This window comes from Streptomyces angustmyceticus, assembly GCF_040701845.1.
GTDB lineage: Bacteria > Actinomycetota > Actinomycetes > Streptomycetales > Streptomycetaceae > Streptomyces > Streptomyces angustmyceticus_A.
Genome location: NZ_JBFBHQ010000011.1, coordinates 142,679 through 157,901, shown reverse-complemented (window position 1 = coordinate 157,901; position 15,223 = coordinate 142,679). Strand labels below are relative to the sequence as shown.

Here is a 15,223-nt window from a genome sequence, read left to right as displayed (position 1 = left end):
CGCCTCCCGCCGCGGCCACGGCCCCGCCGCCGCGGCTCCGCCTCCGGCCTTGTGCGGCTACGCGCCCTCCACCGCCGTCGGCGGGGCGATCTCGTCGGCGTGCTCGCCGGTCACGAGGTAGACGACCCGCTTGGCGACGGACACCGCGTGGTCGGCGAAGCGCTCGTAGTAGCGGCCCAGCAGGGTCACGTCCACGGCCGTCTCGATGCCGTGCTTCCAGCGGTCGTCCATCAGGTGCTGGAAGAGGGTGCGGTGCAGCATGTCCATGGCGTCGTCGTCCTGCTCCAGCTGCAGAGCGAGGTCGACGTCCTTGGTGATGATGACCTCGGCGGCCTTGGCCATCAGGCGCTGTGCCAGCTGCCCCATCTCCAGGATGGTGGCGTGCAGATCGCGCGGAACGGCCGTCTGCGGGAAGCGCAGCCGGGCCAGCTTGGCCACGTGCTGGGCCAGGTCGCCGGAGCGCTCCAGGTCGGCGCTCATCCGCAGCGAGGTGACGACGATCCGCAGGTCGGTGGCGACCGGCTGCTGCCGCGCCAGCAGGGCGATCGCACGTGCCTCCAGGTCGCGCTGGAGGTCGTCGACCTTCTCGTCGGCGGCGATGACGTTCTCGGCCAGCTTGAGGTCCGCGTCGAGTATCGCCGTGGTGGCGCGCCCGATCGCGGAGCCGACGAGCCGGGCCATCTCGACCAGGCCCTCGCCGATCGAATCCAGCTCCTCGTGGTACGCGTCCCGCATCTGTGACCTTCTCTCGCATCGATGTGGTGGTGTGGCGTGGGTGGGAGGTGGAACGGGGTGCAGGGTGACCTGTGCCCACGCTCTCACGGTCGGTGCCCGTGCGGCCCGTGCCCGGAGGGACGGTGCTCCACGGGGCCGGCCGCCGCGGTGCCGGTGCTCCGGAGGGCCGTGGCCCGCGCGGTCGCTCAGGGTGTCCGGCCGCGCGCCGGTGCACACCGTCCGGCACCCGCACCGTCACCCTGCGGGCGCCGCGCGACCTGCGGTGCCACCGGGGGTGAACCGGCGCCGACGTGAAGGTGAACTCTGGGCGACGCATCCACGGCCCCGAGGGCCGCGGCCCCGTTCACCTGGCCGGGCACCCCGGCGGCGGGGCGCTCCGCCGGTGGCCCCTGGGGCATCCGGCCGGCGGCCGCCCGCCCCGCGCCGGCCTCCGGAGTGAACCAGCGGGTACCTGACGGTGAACTCTGGGCGACGGCTGTTCGAGCAGGGCCCCGCATGGCTGGGGAAGTGTCCGACCAGGCGCATAACCTGGAGTCATGAACGTGGACGCGGCCGTCGCCGCAGTGGCTGCGATCGCCGGGCTCTGTACCGGTGTCTTCGCCATGCTGGCGTTCCGCTGGAGCGAACGCGACCAGGCCAAACCCACCCGTACCTCCCTGCACACCGAAGCCGTGCTGCCGCCCGGGGTCGACACCGTCCTGTCGGTGCTGCGCTCCTCGGCCGTGGTCCTCGACGAGGCCGACGCCGTCGTCAAGGCCAGCTCCGCCGCCTACGCCCTCGGTCTGGTCCGCGGCGGCAAGCTCGCCGTCGAGCCGATGATGCAGATGGCCCGCGACACCCGCAGGGACGGCGAGATACGCCAGGTCGAGCTGGATCTGCCGCGCCGCGGCACCGGCCGCGGCGAGGCGCTCGCGGTCTCCGCCAGAGTCGCCCCCCTCGGCTCCCGGCTCGTCCTGCTGCTGGTCGAGGACCTCACGGAAGCCCGCCGGATAGAAGCGGTCCGCCGTGACTTCGTCGCCAACGTCAGCCATGAGCTCAAGACCCCCGTCGGCGCCCTGTCGCTGCTCTCCGAGGCCGTGATGGACGCCAGCGACGACCCCGAGGCCGTCGAGCGCTTCGCCGGCCGGATGCAGAACGAGGCCACCCGCCTGACCAACCTCGTCCAGGAGCTCATCGACCTCTCCCGGGTGCAGAACGACAACCCGCTGGAGGACGCCGAGCCGGTCCGGGTCGACGAACTGGTCGCCGAGGCGATGGACCGCTGCCGCCAGCAGGCCGGTACGAAGCAGATCACCATGGCCGTGGGCGGCGCCGCCGACCTGCACGTATGGGGAAACCGCGGCCAGCTCGCCGCGGCCCTGGGCAACCTCGTCGAGAACGCCGTCAACTACTCCCCGGCACGCACCCGCGTCGGGATCGCCGGACGCCGCGTCTCCGCGCCCGGTGGCGACCTGATCGAGATCGCGGTGACCGACCAGGGCATCGGGATATCCGAAAAGGACCGGGACCGCGTCTTCGAGCGGTTCTACCGTGTGGACCCGGCGCGCTCGCGCGCCACCGGCGGGACCGGCCTCGGCCTCGCCATCGTCAAGCACGTGGCCGCCTCGCACGGCGGGGAGGTCACGGTGTGGAGCGCTGAGGGACAGGGCTCCACCTTCACCCTGCGTCTCCCGGAAGCCGGAGCCGTACGCGACCGCGAACGGCCCGCCGACCCCTCCGCGGAGGGCCTCGACGACGAGGACCGCCCGTACGAGACCTTCAACGATCCGCTCCCTGCTCACCCAGCCCCGGAGGTCCTTCCGTGACCCGAGTGCTTGTCGTCGAGGACGAGGAATCGTTCAGCGACGCACTGTCGTACATGCTCCGCAAGGAGGGTTTCGAGGTCGCCATCGCGGCTACGGGCCCCGACGGACTCGACGAGTTCGAGCGCAACGGCGCCGACCTCGTCCTCCTCGACCTGATGCTGCCGGGCCTGCCCGGCACCGAGGTCTGCCGCCAGCTGCGTGGCCGCTCCAACGTCCCGGTCATCATGGTGACCGCCAAGGACAGCGAGATCGACAAGGTCGTCGGCCTGGAGATAGGCGCGGACGACTACGTCACCAAGCCCTTCTCCTCCCGCGAACTGGTCGCCCGCATCCGCGCGGTGATGCGCCGCCGCGGCGAGCCGGAGGAGGTCACCCCGCAGGCCCTGGAGGCCGGCCCGGTCCGGATGGACGTGGACCGCCATGTCGTCACGGTCTCCGGCGGCAAGGTCGACCTGCCCCTGAAGGAGTTCGACCTCTTGGAGATGCTGCTGCGCAACGCCGGGCGCGTGCTGACCCGGATGCAGCTCATCGACCGGGTCTGGGGCGCCGACTACGTGGGCGACACCAAGACCCTGGACGTACACGTCAAGCGGCTGCGCGCCAAGATCGAGCCCGACCCGGGCGCGCCGCGCTACCTCGTCACGGTCCGCGGCCTGGGCTACAAGTTCGAGCCGTAAAGCCCACGGCCGTACGGCGCGCGAGCCGGACAAGCGCAGGAGCCGTACGAACCACGGGTCGTACGAACCACGGGCCGTACGGAGCACGCGCCGTACGAAGCACAGGCCAGGCGCGCCCACCGGCCCGCCCCCGGCCGCGCGTTGCGCACATACGCCTCAGGGGCGCCCCTCCGGATCGGACGGGCGCCCCTGAGGCGTTGTGTCGCGCGTCGCGCGGGCGGTCTCAGTGGCCGCTGTGCGCCGACGACGAGGGGGAGCCGGACGGGGAGGCCGAACCGGACGGCTTGCCCGACTGCGACGGCTTGGCGGAACCGGACGGAGAGGCCGAACCGGACGGCTGCGGGAGCTGCGAGGGGCCGTAGCCCTCGAAGTAGTTCTTCGCGGGGACGACGTAGGCGTTGGTCTTCACCTTGCCGAGCGAGCTGAAGCTGAAGGTCAGCGGCTGCACGTTCCCGTCCTTGACGGCCTCGCGGCCGCTGCTCAGGACGGCGGAGGCGCTGTCCTTGCCGCCGAGCACCACGGAGCCGCCGGCCGGCACGGTGATGGCGCCCGAGCCACCGCCCGCGGGCGAGAGCTTGGCCGACTGGCCGGTGCCGTCGACGGAGATCGCGGTCAGCTTCTGGTCCTTGGCACCGTTGTTGAACACCGTCGCGGACACCACTGCCGGGCCCTTGGCGTTCACATCGGGCTGGGTGATCACGTTGATGTTCTGGATCTTGATGCCGTCGACGGTGGTCGCGGCGTTGTCCGGCTTGACCTGCAGCGTCTGGGCGTCGTTCCCGGCTCCGCACGCGGACAGCGTGGCGATCGAGAGCGAAAGGACGGTGGCGGCGAGGACGCCGCGTCGAAGGCTGCGGCTCACGGCGGCGGCATCTCCTTGACGAGCTACGGCGGCCGAACGTTCGTGCCCGGTCGCGGATGGGCGGCTGGGGCGGCCACGTACGCGTCATGACGACGGGTGCGTAAAGCCGCCCTAAGGGTGTGTCAGCGCCGCTAGGTTACCGAGCCGTCCTCGCGCCGCCGCACCCGACCCGCCCCCAGCGCGCTCGGGGCCCCGCCACGCCCGCCCGTGCCCCGTCCCGCGGCCCCGGCAGCGGGAGCACCCGGCGAAAGCTGACCCCGTTTCACGATCCGCCGGGACGCGGCCGGGAGAACCCGTCACCGAGCTCCGGGAGAACGCGCCGCAGCACCCCGGCACCCGACACGCCACCGCGGCCTGCCGGCGACACGGGCCCGCAGACCCGGCCCATGGAGATCACCCATCGAGAACGTTCCCCGGGAAGAGGGAAGGAATTTTCGGCAAGCGGCCGTTCGGGTGGCGACTCATGGGTTTCTCCCTGGGGAAAAGCAGTATTCGCAGGGAATGTGAAGGGCTCGCGGAATTGATCACCCTCTTCGGGGACGGCCGATCGTGATCAATTCCGGAATCGCCCCCGAGGGGCCCGCGAGCAGCCGAACGGAGTACCGGAACTCGCTCATCTGGATCCTGACAAACTAGGGCATTCGGCCCGTTGATCATCGCCCTCCCGGTATGTGACGGGCGGGTTTCCTCTCACCCGTGCAGCCCCTCCGACCTGCGAATACCCGCCTCCCGACGCCCTTCGCAGCACGTTCCGGTCGCTGTTGTCAAGCCCCGAGATATGCCCTGACCTGCGAAAACGCCATTCAGAACGGTCCGTTCCCGTGTTAGCATGGATAGCCACGGAAGGGGTACCTGTCACATGACGTTCAAGGTTGGCGACACCGTGGTCTATCCCCATCACGGGGCCGCGCTGATCGAGGCCATCGAAACTCGCCAGATCAAAGGCGTGGACAAGACCTACTTGGTGCTGAAGGTCGCCCAGGGCGACTTGACTGTTCGTGTGCCAGCGGACAATGCGGAGTTCGTCGGCGTACGCGACGTGGTTGGTCAGGACGGGCTGGACCGGGTCTTCGAGGTGCTGCGTGCACCGTATGCCGAGGAGCCGACGAACTGGTCCCGTCGCTACAAGGCAAATCTCGAGAAGCTCGCTTCCGGTGACGTGATCAAGGTCGCCGAGGTCGTACGTGACCTGTGGCGGCGCGAGCGGGAGCGCGGACTGTCCGCCGGTGAGAAGCGGATGCTCGCGAAGGCGCGCCAGATTCTGGTGAGCGAACTCGCCCTCGCGGAGAACACCAACGAGGACAAGGCCGAGGCCCTGCTCGACGAGGTACTCGCGTCCTGACGACGTGTGCGCCGGTGAGAGCCAGCGCAGCGACGACGTAGCAATGCCGCGGTGCCCGAGTGACGACCGTTTCCCAGTGAGACGGTCTGTTGCCGGGCGCTGCGGCATATCTGCTGCTGTGTCACGAATCTCATGAGCCGGGTCACGAGCTGTGCGATCTTGACTTATGGGGTTGATGACCTGCCGGGACCGGCAGGCGCCGGCCCCTGTGGCGTGCCGGGCCCGGGCTGCTGCCTCGACCGCTGTCACGGAAGGGTCCGGTCAAGGCGTCGCGCCCGGCACTTCCCCAGCCTCCGGCCGGGGCTACCTCCAGGGCCATACCCACCTCTCCCGAGGAAACAAACCTGTCTGCGTCAATTCCGGGCTCGCCCCGGACTCCGGAGTCATCGATGCCAGATCCCTCCCGCCCGGCCCGCACGGCCGCGGTGATCCCCGCCGCCGGCCGCGGTGTCCGGCTCGGTCCCGGCACCCCCAAGGCGCTGCGCGCACTGGGCGGCACACCCATGCTGGTGCACGCCGTCCGCGCGATGGCCGCCTCGCGTGCCGTCTCGCTGATCGTCGTGGTCGCCCCGCCCGACGGCGCCGCCGAGGTGTCCCGCCTCCTCCACGAGCACCCGCTCCCCGAGCGCACCGACCTCGAGGTGGTTCCCGGCGGGCAGACCCGCCAGGAGTCCGTACGGCTCGGCCTGGCCGCGCTCCCGGACACCATCGACGTCGTGCTGGTGCATGACGCCGCGCGCCCGCTGGTGCCGGTCGAGACGGTCGACGCGGTGGTCGCCGCCGTGCGCGGCGGTGCGCCCGCCGTCGTCCCCGCGCTGCCGCTCGCGGACACCGTCAAGCAGGTCGACCCGCAGCCGCTGGGCTCCCCGGAGCCGGTGGTCGGCACCCCGGAGCGGGCCCTGCTGCGCGCCGTGCAGACCCCGCAGGGCTTCGACCTGGCGACCCTGCGCAAGGCGCACGACACCGTCGTCGAGGGCGAGGGCGCCACCGACGACGCCGGGCTGGTCGAACGGCTCGGATCGCCGGTCGTGGTCGTCCCGGGCCACGAGGAAGCGTTCAAGGTGACCCGGCCGCTGGACCTGGTCCTGGCCGAGGCCGTACTCGCCCGCAGGAGGGCCACCGATGGCTATGTCTGAGCAGGACCCGACCCGGCCCGCCGGGCAGGCCCCCGACCCCGCCGCGGCCCCGCCTGCCGTCGTCCCCCTCGTCGGCATCGGCACCGATGTGCACGCCTTCGAGCAGGGCCGCGAGCTGTGGTGCGCCGGGCTGCTCTGGGACGCCGCGGAGAGCGACGGCTACGGCCTGGCCGGGCACAGCGACGGCGACGTGGCCGCACACGCGGCCTGCGACGCGCTGTTCTCGGCGGCCGGCGTCGGCGACCTGGGGGCGCACTTCGGCACCAGCCGCCCCGAGTGGTCCGGCGCCTCGGGCGTGACGCTGCTCGCCGAGGCCGCCCGGATCGTCCGGGCCGAGGGCTTCACCATCGGCAATGTCGCGGTGCAGGTCATCGGCGTCCGCCCGAAGGTCGGCAAGCGGCGGGACGAGGCCCAGAAGGCGCTGTCGGCGGCGGCCGGCGCGCCGGTCTCGGTCTCCGGCACGACCTCGGACGGGCTGGGGCTGACCGGCCGCGCCGAGGGCCTGGCCGCGGTGGCCACGGCGATCGTCTTCCGTACGGCCTGACCGGCGGATACGGCGTCCGGCACGGCCGGTGCGGCGCCCGGCGTTCCCCCGCCCGCGCGGAATGCCGGGCGCCGCACGGGTGTTGGGGGGAGGATGGAGTACTCGTGTCCCCGGAAGGCCCGCAGGAAGGACCCCTCGTGACCGCCACCCTGTCCGACGACCTCAAGCAGCTCCTCGACAGCCCGGTCTTCGTGACCGTGGCGACCGTCCAGCCCGACGGCAGCCCGCAGGTCTCCCCGGTCTGGGTGAAGCGGGACGGCGACGACCTGCTGTTCTCGACGACCGTCGGCAGGCGCAAGGAGGCCAACCTCCGGCGCGACCCGCGGGTCTCGGTCGTCGTCCAGCCCTTCGACGCCCCGTACACCTATGCCGAGGTCCGCGGTTCGGCCCGGCTCACCACCGAGGGCGGGCCGGAGCTCATCGACGAGCTGTCGCGGAAGTACACCGGCAAGCCGTACGCGGAGTTCAATCCGGCGTCGGCCGACGACGCCGCGCGGGTCGTGGTCCGGGTCACCCCGCGCAAGGTGGTCGGCAGCATCTGACGCCGCCCGCGGTCGCTCCGGCCCGGCACCGCCGGCGAAATCGGACGCGTGTGAGGCTTCTGTCACCCCGTGGCCATATGGGTCGCGGGGCACTGCCTCGTTCCGACTACCCTGGTTCCGTGACGATTCGCCTGTACGACACCAGCGCCCGGCAGATTCGCGACTTCACCCCGCTCGTGCCGGGCTGTGTCTCGATCTACCTGTGTGGTGCGACCGTGCAGGCCGCCCCGCACATCGGGCACATCAGGTCGGGACTGAACTTCGACATCATGCGCCGCTGGTTCGCCCACCGCGGCTACGACGTGACGTTCGTCCGCAACGTCACCGACATCGACGACAAGATCATCAAGAAGGCGGAGGAGCAGGGCCGCCCCTGGTGGTCGATCGGCTACGAGAACGAGGTCGCCTTCAACGCGGCCTACGACGCGCTGGGCTGCCTGCGCCCCACCTACGAGCCGCGTGCCACCGGCCACATCCCCGAGATGATCGAGATGATGCGCGGCCTGATCGAGCGCGGTCACGCCTACGCCGCCGACGGCAACGTCTACTTCGACGTGCAGTCCTTCCCGGAGTATCTCCGGTTGTCCAACCAGGAGTTGGACAACCTCCGCCAGCCGTCCGGCGAGGGCGAGACCGGAAAGCGCGATCCGCGCGACTTCGCGATGTGGAAGGCGGCCAGGGAGGGCGAGCCCAGCTGGGAGACGCCCTGGGGCCGCGGCCGGCCCGGCTGGCACCTGGAGTGCTCGGCGATGGCCCACAAGTACCTGGGCGCCGCGTTCGACATCCACGGCGGCGGCATCGACCTGATCTTCCCGCACCACGAGAACGAGATCGCCCAGGCCAAGGCCTTCGGTGACGACTTCGCCGCGTACTGGACCCACAACGCCTGGGTGACCATGAGCGGCGAGAAGATGTCCAAGTCGCTGGGCAACTCCCTGCTGGTCGCGGAGATGGTCAAGCGCTGGCGTCCGATCGTGCTGCGCTACTACCTGGGCACCCCGCACTACCGCTCGATGATCGAGTACAGCGAGGAGGCGCTGCGCGAGGCCGAGTCCGCGTTCGCGCGGATCGAGGGCTTCGTCCAGCGCGTCGTGGAGAAGGCCGGGGTCGTCGAGCCGGCGGACGAGGTGCCGCTGGCCTTCGCCGAGGCGATGGACGACGACCTGGGCGTCCCGCAGGCGCTGGCGATCGTGCACACCACCGTCCGCCAGGGCAATTCCGCGCTGACCGCCGACGACAAGGAGTCGGCGGTGGCCCGGCTGGCGGAGGTGCGGGCGATGCTCGGCGTGCTCGGCCTGGACCCGCTCGACGAGCGCTGGTCCGGCGGCGGCACGGACCGCGGCGAGGACCTCCACGGCGTGGTCGACTCCCTGGTCCGCCTGGTCCTCGAACAGCGCCAGGCGGCCCGCGCCCGCAAGGACTACGCCACCGCCGACGCCATCCGCGACCAGCTCCAGCAGTCCGGCCTCGCCATCGAGGACACCCCGTCGGGCCCGCGCTGGTCGCTGTCCTGACCCCGGCCGCACGCCTCGTCGGCCACCCGGATTCGCCCCGCGCGGTGGCCGCGGGCGACACTCATTCCATACGTACGTACCCACTCCACGTCGCGAGACGTCGAGAGCAGTGAAGAAACAGGTGACCCATGGCCGGCAACAGCCAGCGCAGGAACCGCCGCACGTCCAACAAGAAGGGCGCGCAGGTCGGCAGCGGCGGTAAGCGGCGCCGGGGCCTGGAGGGCAAGGGCCCGACCCCGCCCGCCTCCGAGCGAAAGGGACACGTCAAGAACCGCGTCGCCAATGCCAAGGCGAAGCAGGCCGCGTCGCGCCGCCCGGCCCCGCGCCGCGGCGGCGCCAAGGGCACCGCCGAGCTGGTCGTCGGCCGCAACCCGGTCTTCGAGGCGCTGCGCGACGGCGTGCCCGCGACCACCCTCTACGTCCAGCAGTTCATCGACACCGACGAGCGGGTGCGCGCCGCACTCCAGCTCGCCTCGGAGCGCGGCGACATCAACCTGATGGAGGCGCCGCGCCCCGAGCTGGACCGGATGACCAACGGCCTCAACCACCAGGGCCTGGTCCTGCAGGTTCCGCCGTACGACTACGCGCACCCCGAGGACCTGGCCGCGGCCGCCTTCGACGACGGTGACGACCCGCTGATCGTCGCGCTCGACGGCGTCACCGACCCGCGCAACCTCGGCGCCGTGGTCCGCTCCGTGAGCGCCTTCGGCGGCCACGGCGTGGTCGTGCCGGAGCGCCGGGCGGCCGGGATGACGGCCGGTGCGTGGAAGACCTCGGCGGGCACCGCGGCCCGTACCCCGGTCGCGCGCGCCACCAACCTGACCCGGACCCTGGAGTCGTACCAGAAGGCCGGTCTGACGGTCGTCGGTCTGGCCGCGGACGGCGAGCTGGAGCTGCAGGACGTCGAGGCGCTGGACGGCCCGGTCGTCATCGTCGTCGGCAGCGAGGGCAAGGGCCTGTCGCGGCTGGTCGGCGAGACCTGTGACGTCCGGGTCCGGATCCCGATGCCGGGCGGCGCGGAGTCGCTGAACGCCGGTGTCGCGGCCGGTGTCGTCCTGTGGGAGGCGGCGCGCCGCCGCAGCTGAGTCCGGGTGCCCCGGGGCGGCCGGCCCACGCCCGCGCCACACCCCGGGGCAGAACCTGACCCTCTGTACGCCTTTCCCGTATCCCGTGATCTTTTGACGGGTCTCGGACAGATCGCCCCGGTCAAGGCAGTGTCTTAAACGCGGGTCACTCGGTTAGATGAGCGTGGACACCAGAACACCCCGCACGCCTACGGGGGGACGCTCGCCGGGCTTCGATGACGAGCCGGGCCTGAGCTCGGTCAAGGTGCCGTGCGATCCCGCGCAGGTCATCGTCAACCACGCCAGTTTCCGCGTACAGCTCGCCGCGCCCGCGCCGCGCGGCGCCCTGTCCGACACCGCGCGCATCCCCGTCATCCGGGGCTCGGCCGACGGTGCCAGACGCCGGGCGCCCGTGGTGTGGAGCGGCCGCACCGCACCGGGCGGCACGGCCGGCGCCACCACCCAGCTCCTGCACGCGGTGCGCAACGCGGGCGTCGGCCTCGACGGCCCGCAGACCGAGGACGTCGGCACGACCCAGGTCCTGCCCCGGGTCCGCCTCGGCGACGCCGCCCCCGCCCAGACCGTGATCGGCCAGCGCGGCCCCGCCGACTCCGACCGCACCCCCCTGCTGCGCGGCGTACGCCCCGTGGGCAGCGCGTACGCCGACACCCACCGCGAACCCTCCTACCGCGGCCCCTACGGCGGCCACGACGACGACCACTACGGCGACGACCGCTTCGACGCGCCGGACGGCTACGACCCCGGCAAGCGCCGCGGCACCGACAGCGTGCGCCACGCGTACTACCCGGGCCGCCGGATGAACCTCGGCGTCGTCCTGCTGCCGCTGCGCATCTTCCTCGGACTGATCTCCGTCTACGCCGGCATGGGCAAGCTCTGCGACCCCGTCTACTTCGACGGCGGCGAGCGGGGCTCGATGGTCAAGTGGCTGCTGTCGCTCGACCCCTGGGCGCTGGCCGTGCCGCTGCGGGACTTCGCCGTCTCGCACCCCGTCGGCGCCGGCCTGACCGTCGCCTTCCTCCAGGTCGTCGTCGGCGTCCTGACCATCTGCGGACTGTGGCAGCGCGTTGCCGCGTCCATCGGGGCGCTGCTCTCGGCGGCGCTGCTGATGACCGTCAGCTGGCGTACCGTCCCCGCCTACGACGCCCCCCACATCATCTACCTCGCCGCCTGGAGCCCGCTGATCATCGCGGGTGCGCCCGTCTACTCCATGGACGGACGGCTGGCCGGCGAGGCCTGGCGGCGCCTCGGCCCCCGCGTCGAGGTCGCCGACCTGCGGCGCCGGGTGCTGCGCCGCGGCGCCGTGATGACCGCGGTGGTGGCCGGACTGACCCTGCTCGTCGGCTCGCTGCTCGGCGGCGCCGTACGCTCCGCCACCGTCGCGACCGTCCCCCGCCCCGGCGAGCCCGCGATCAACAACCTCCCCGGCTCCCCGCTGCCCCGCCCCGGCAAGCACACCCCCCGCCCCGGCAAGCACCACAAGGGCAGCGCCGCCCCGCGCCCGGGAACGCCCTCCGCCAACGCCTCGCACAAGGCCCGCAAGCCCGGCACGCCGTCCGCCTCGACCTCCGGCACGGGACGGTCGACGAGCAGCGGCAGCGGCCTCTCGCAGCAGCCGGGAGCGACCACGAGCGCCCCCCAGCAGACCGTCCCCACCCGCGCCCCCGTACCGACCCACGTACCGAGCTCAACAGGCGGCACCGGCGGCGGCACCACCGGCACGGGCAGCACCGGCTCCGGTGGCTCCGGGGGCGACTCCGGGGGTGGAAGCCTGGGCGGGCTCTTGGGCTGACGGCTCTGCCGTCCGCCTGTTGCCTCCCGTCCCCCACCTGCCCCACCTGCCCCACCTGTCGCTCACTGTCCCCTTCCTGTCCCCGATTGCTCTGTTCCCTGTGCGGCTGGATTCGCCGGCTGTGTGGGGGTGGGGTGGTCGGGGACAGGCGTGTGTGGGGGGAAGGGGACGGAGGGGCGTGCGGGTAGAGGGCGGGCTCGGCGGGGTGGGGGAGCCTCAACGGGGCTGGGGGTGGGGTGACTTCGTTGGGTGGTTGGGGTGGTTGCCGTGGCGGCGGGGATGGGGGCGTACGGCGGGCGGCGGGGCGGTACGGCGGCCGTCGGGCGGCAGGTGAGGGTCGTCGTCGGCCGGAGGGTGACGTAACTGGCCCCTGGGGGCGCTCAGCCCGGCCCGGAGCCTCAAGGGGGCCCGGGGCCGGCTCAGCCTGTCCCGAGGCCTCCGGGGACCGTTCAGCCGCTCCGTGACCCGTCCGTCGTGGCCCAGGAGTGCGCAGAAGGCGACGGCGAAGGCGCCGGGGGCCGGGGCCGGGGCCCTCAACCCCCGTGTGCGCTCAGTTCCTCGGCGGCCTCGGTGAGGTCCTTGGCGGTGTCGATGGCGCGCCAGTAGGCGCCCTGGGGCAGCGGGAAGCCGGCCAGACGGCGTTCGCGGGCGAGGCGCGGGAAGGTGGTGCGCTCATGGTCGCCGCGGTCGGGGAGCAGCTCCGTGAAGGCCGCGGAGAAGACGTAGACGCCGGCGTTGATGAGGTACGGCGAGGGCGGCGACTCGATGAAGTCCAGGACGTGCCCGAACGCGTCGGTCTCCACGGCGCCCCAGGGGATGCGGGGGCGGGCCAGCGCGAGGGTGGCATCGGCGTCGCGCTCGTGATGGAAGGCGGCCATCTCACGGAGCGGGAAGCGGGTCCAGATGTCGCCGTTGGTGGCGTACCAGGGCTCGTCCGGGCGGGGGAGGGAGCGGGCCGCGTACTTGAGGCCGCCGCCGCGGCCCAGCGGCACGGTCTCGACAACGGTGGTGACGCGCAACGGCAGTTGGGCGCCGTCCAGCCATTCCTGGAGCACCCCGGCGAGATGCCCGCAGGAGACGACGACGTCGGTGACGCCTTCCGAGGCCAGCCAGTTCAGCTGGTGGCCGATGATCGGGGTCCCGGTGCCGGGAATCTCGACCATCGGCTTGGGGCGGTCGTCGGTGTACGGGCGGAGACGTGAGCCCTGGCCGCCGGCCAGGACCACGGCCTGCGTGGGGTGAGGATGCTGGGCACCTGTCATGGGTCGCACCTTATGCGGTGCGAGCGCGGGTCACTGGGCGGCGGCGACGCCGGTGGCGAAGGAGGTGTCGCAGACCGGGCGGGAGAAGGCCTGGGCGCGGTGTGCGGCGCCGTACTTGGCGACCGCGGCACGGCCGAGGTCACGGGCGATGGAGACACAGTGCTTGGCCAGTGAGGGCCGCTTGGTGGTCGCCTCCTGGAGGTGGGTCAGGGCGACGCCCGGGTCCTTCTCCTGGAGTTCGACGAGGAGGCGCTTGCGCAGCGCGTCCTCGGGGGCGCTGGGACCGGCCTTGGTGGAGGCCTTCCCGGCCGAAGCGGTCAGCACCTGGGAGTCGGTGGCCGTCGAGGCCCACGGGACGCGGGTGACCGCGAGGGTCCCGGACAGCACGAGGACGACGGGAAGGACGAGGGCGAGAGTTCTGCCGATGCGGCGGGCTGCGGAGTTCACGGTCGAGATGGTAGCGAGGAGTGATGATTTGGCGACATTTGGTCACCTTATCGAGGGACGCACGGGCTCATTGGTGCGGTTGCGATGTTGACGCACTGATGCGAAAAGCCCGGTTATGTCCCGATGGTTCCTCCTGGTGGGGACTCCTGGTGGGGACTCCTGGTGGGGCGTCCTGCCGTGCTTCCCGGTGGTGCATCCCGAAGCGGCGGCCCGGCGCGGCGGGCAACGCGACGGCGGCGGCACCAGGTTCTCCCCGGCACCGCCGCCGTTCACACGCGTCGGTCGCCCCGAGTTCGCCGTCCAGGGGGCGTCGCCCTCCTGTCCGTCGTCCAGGCGCCGTCAGTCGGTGAGGCGCTCCCCGGACGACGTCGAGAAGACGTGCGTCTCGCCCGGCCGCGGCACGACGTGCAGCTGGGCGCCCTTGGCCGGTACCTGGCGGCCGTTGACCCGTACGACGAGGTCCTTGACCTCTCCGCCGACCTCCGCGGTGCCGTACACATAGCCGTCGGCGCCGAGCTCCTCGACGACATTGACCGTGACGGCCAGACCGGCCGGCGCGTCGGCGGTCTCCTTGGACAGCGACTTCGCGGCGGCACCGTTCTGCTCGACGATCTCGAAGTGCTCGGGGCGCACGCCCACGGTCACCGTCGTGTCGCCCTTGTCGGCGGCCGCGGTCAGCGCCTCACGGCTGACGGGGACGACGCTGTTGCCGAACTTCACACCGCCGTCCGTGATCGGCACCTCGACCAGGTTCATGGCCGGCGACCCGATGAACCCCGCCACGAAGAGGTTCGCCGGCCGGTCGTACATGTTCCGCGGCGAATCGATCTGCTGGAGCAGGCCGTCCTTGAGCACGGCCACCCGGTCGCCCATGGTCATGGCCTCGACCTGGTCGTGGGTGACGTACACCGTCGTGATCCCGAGCCGGCGCTGCAGCCCCGCGATCTGCGTACGGGTCTGCACGCGGAGCTTGGCGTCCAGGTTGGACAGCGGCTCGTCCATCAGGAAGACCTGCGGCTCCCGGACGATCGCCCGCCCCATCGCGACCCGCTGCCGCTGACCGCCGGACAGCGCCTTGGGCTTGCGCCCCAGGTACTCCGTGAGGTCCAGGATCTTGGCCGCGTCCTCCACCTTCTGCCGGATCTCGGCCTTCGGCACACCGGCGATCTTGAGCGCGAAGCCCATGTTGTCGGCGACCGTCATGTGCGGGTAGAGCGCGTAGTTCTGGAACACCATGGCGATGTCCCGGTCCTTCGGCGGGAGGTGGGTGACATCGCGGTCCCCGATGCGGATGGCGCCTCCGTCGACGTCCTCCAGCCCCGCGAGCATCCTCAGCGAGGTGGATTTGCCGCATCCGGAGGGGCCGACCAGGACGAGGAATTCGCCGTCTTCGATGGCGATGTCCAGTTTGTCGACGGCGGGCTTGTCGGAACCCGGGTAGATGCGGGTTGCCTGGTCATACGTGACCGTAGCCATGGTGGGA

The 15,223-nt window shown here is 72.0% G+C and carries 14 protein-coding genes; 9 read left to right on the top strand and 5 right to left on the bottom strand.

Annotated features, from left to right (window positions below):
* Positions 1 to 57: 57 nt before the first annotated feature.
* Positions 58 to 735: a phosphate signaling complex protein PhoU gene (gene phoU / locus AB0411_RS23465; RefSeq protein WP_366419235.1), complete on the bottom strand. Its 678-nt coding sequence runs from the start codon at positions 733 to 735 to the stop codon at positions 58 to 60.
* Between the two features lie 536 nt (positions 736 to 1,271).
* Here phoU and AB0411_RS23460 point away from each other — a divergent pair.
* Together AB0411_RS23460 and AB0411_RS23455 are read left to right on the top strand one after the other, a co-directional pair.
* Positions 1,272 to 2,540, top strand: coding sequence for a sensor histidine kinase (locus tag AB0411_RS23460; RefSeq protein ID WP_366419234.1), 1,269 nt, complete (start codon positions 1,272 to 1,274; stop codon positions 2,538 to 2,540).
* Positions 2,537 to 3,217: a response regulator transcription factor gene (locus tag AB0411_RS23455; RefSeq protein ID WP_086721180.1), complete on the top strand. Its 681-nt coding sequence runs from the start codon at positions 2,537 to 2,539 to the stop codon at positions 3,215 to 3,217. The genes AB0411_RS23460 and AB0411_RS23455 overlap by 4 nt, the downstream gene beginning before the upstream one ends.
* Positions 3,218 to 3,440: 223 nt before the next feature.
* Here the strand turns inward: AB0411_RS23455 and AB0411_RS23450 are convergent, their stop codons facing one another.
* Positions 3,441 to 4,079 carry a DUF461 domain-containing protein gene (locus tag AB0411_RS23450; protein ID WP_366419233.1) on the bottom strand — a complete coding sequence of 213 codons (639 nt, stop codon included), beginning with the start codon at positions 4,077 to 4,079 and terminating at the stop codon, positions 3,441 to 3,443.
* An 859-nt stretch (positions 4,080 to 4,938) separates the two neighbouring features.
* Between AB0411_RS23450 and AB0411_RS23445 the strand changes: the two genes are divergently transcribed.
* The 7 genes from AB0411_RS23445 (at position 4,939) to AB0411_RS23415 (ending at position 12,031) form a co-directional block, all read left to right on the top strand.
* Positions 4,939 to 5,421 (top strand): CarD family transcriptional regulator, encoded by a 483-nt coding sequence (locus AB0411_RS23445; protein WP_003953493.1) that lies wholly within the window; start codon positions 4,939 to 4,941, stop codon positions 5,419 to 5,421.
* Positions 5,422 to 5,810: 389 nt separating this feature from the next.
* A complete protein-coding gene (gene ispD / locus AB0411_RS23440; RefSeq protein ID WP_366419232.1) occupies positions 5,811 to 6,557 on the top strand; it encodes a 2-C-methyl-D-erythritol 4-phosphate cytidylyltransferase in 747 nt (248 codons plus the stop codon).
* Positions 6,550 to 7,101 (top strand): 2-C-methyl-D-erythritol 2,4-cyclodiphosphate synthase, encoded by a 552-nt coding sequence (ispF, locus tag AB0411_RS23435; RefSeq protein ID WP_366419271.1) that lies wholly within the window; start codon positions 6,550 to 6,552, stop codon positions 7,099 to 7,101. Before ispD ends, ispF begins: the two co-directional genes overlap by 8 nt.
* Positions 7,102 to 7,238: 137 nt before the next feature.
* Entirely contained in the window at positions 7,239 to 7,643 is a 405-nt protein-coding gene (locus AB0411_RS23430; RefSeq protein ID WP_366419231.1) for a PPOX class F420-dependent oxidoreductase, read from the top strand.
* Between the two features lie 119 nt (positions 7,644 to 7,762).
* Complete coding sequence (gene cysS, locus AB0411_RS23425) at positions 7,763 to 9,157, top strand: cysteine--tRNA ligase (RefSeq protein ID WP_366419230.1); 1,395 nt, start codon at positions 7,763 to 7,765, stop codon at positions 9,155 to 9,157.
* 128 nt (positions 9,158 to 9,285) lie between these two features.
* Positions 9,286 to 10,242, top strand: coding sequence for a 23S rRNA (guanosine(2251)-2'-O)-methyltransferase RlmB (gene rlmB, locus AB0411_RS23420; RefSeq protein ID WP_086717365.1), 957 nt, complete (start codon positions 9,286 to 9,288; stop codon positions 10,240 to 10,242).
* Positions 10,243 to 10,399: 157 nt separating this feature from the next.
* Entirely contained in the window at positions 10,400 to 12,031 is a 1,632-nt protein-coding gene (locus AB0411_RS23415) for a DoxX family protein (RefSeq protein ID WP_366419229.1), read from the top strand.
* Between the two features lie 533 nt (positions 12,032 to 12,564).
* Here AB0411_RS23415 and AB0411_RS23410 read toward each other — a convergent pair.
* The 3 genes from AB0411_RS23410 to AB0411_RS23400 form a co-directional block, all read right to left on the bottom strand.
* Positions 12,565 to 13,293, bottom strand: coding sequence for a nucleotidyltransferase family protein (locus AB0411_RS23410; RefSeq protein WP_366419228.1), 729 nt, complete (start codon positions 13,291 to 13,293; stop codon positions 12,565 to 12,567).
* A gap of 30 nt (positions 13,294 to 13,323) precedes the next feature.
* Positions 13,324 to 13,740 carry a hypothetical protein gene (locus tag AB0411_RS23405; RefSeq protein WP_086719776.1) on the bottom strand — a complete coding sequence of 139 codons (417 nt, stop codon included), beginning with the start codon at positions 13,738 to 13,740 and terminating at the stop codon, positions 13,324 to 13,326.
* A 339-nt stretch (positions 13,741 to 14,079) separates the two neighbouring features.
* On the bottom strand, positions 14,080 to 15,216 hold the full coding sequence (locus AB0411_RS23400; protein WP_366419227.1) for an ABC transporter ATP-binding protein: 1,137 nt from the start codon (positions 15,214 to 15,216) through the stop codon (positions 14,080 to 14,082).
* Between the last annotated feature and the right edge of the window lie 7 nt (positions 15,217 to 15,223).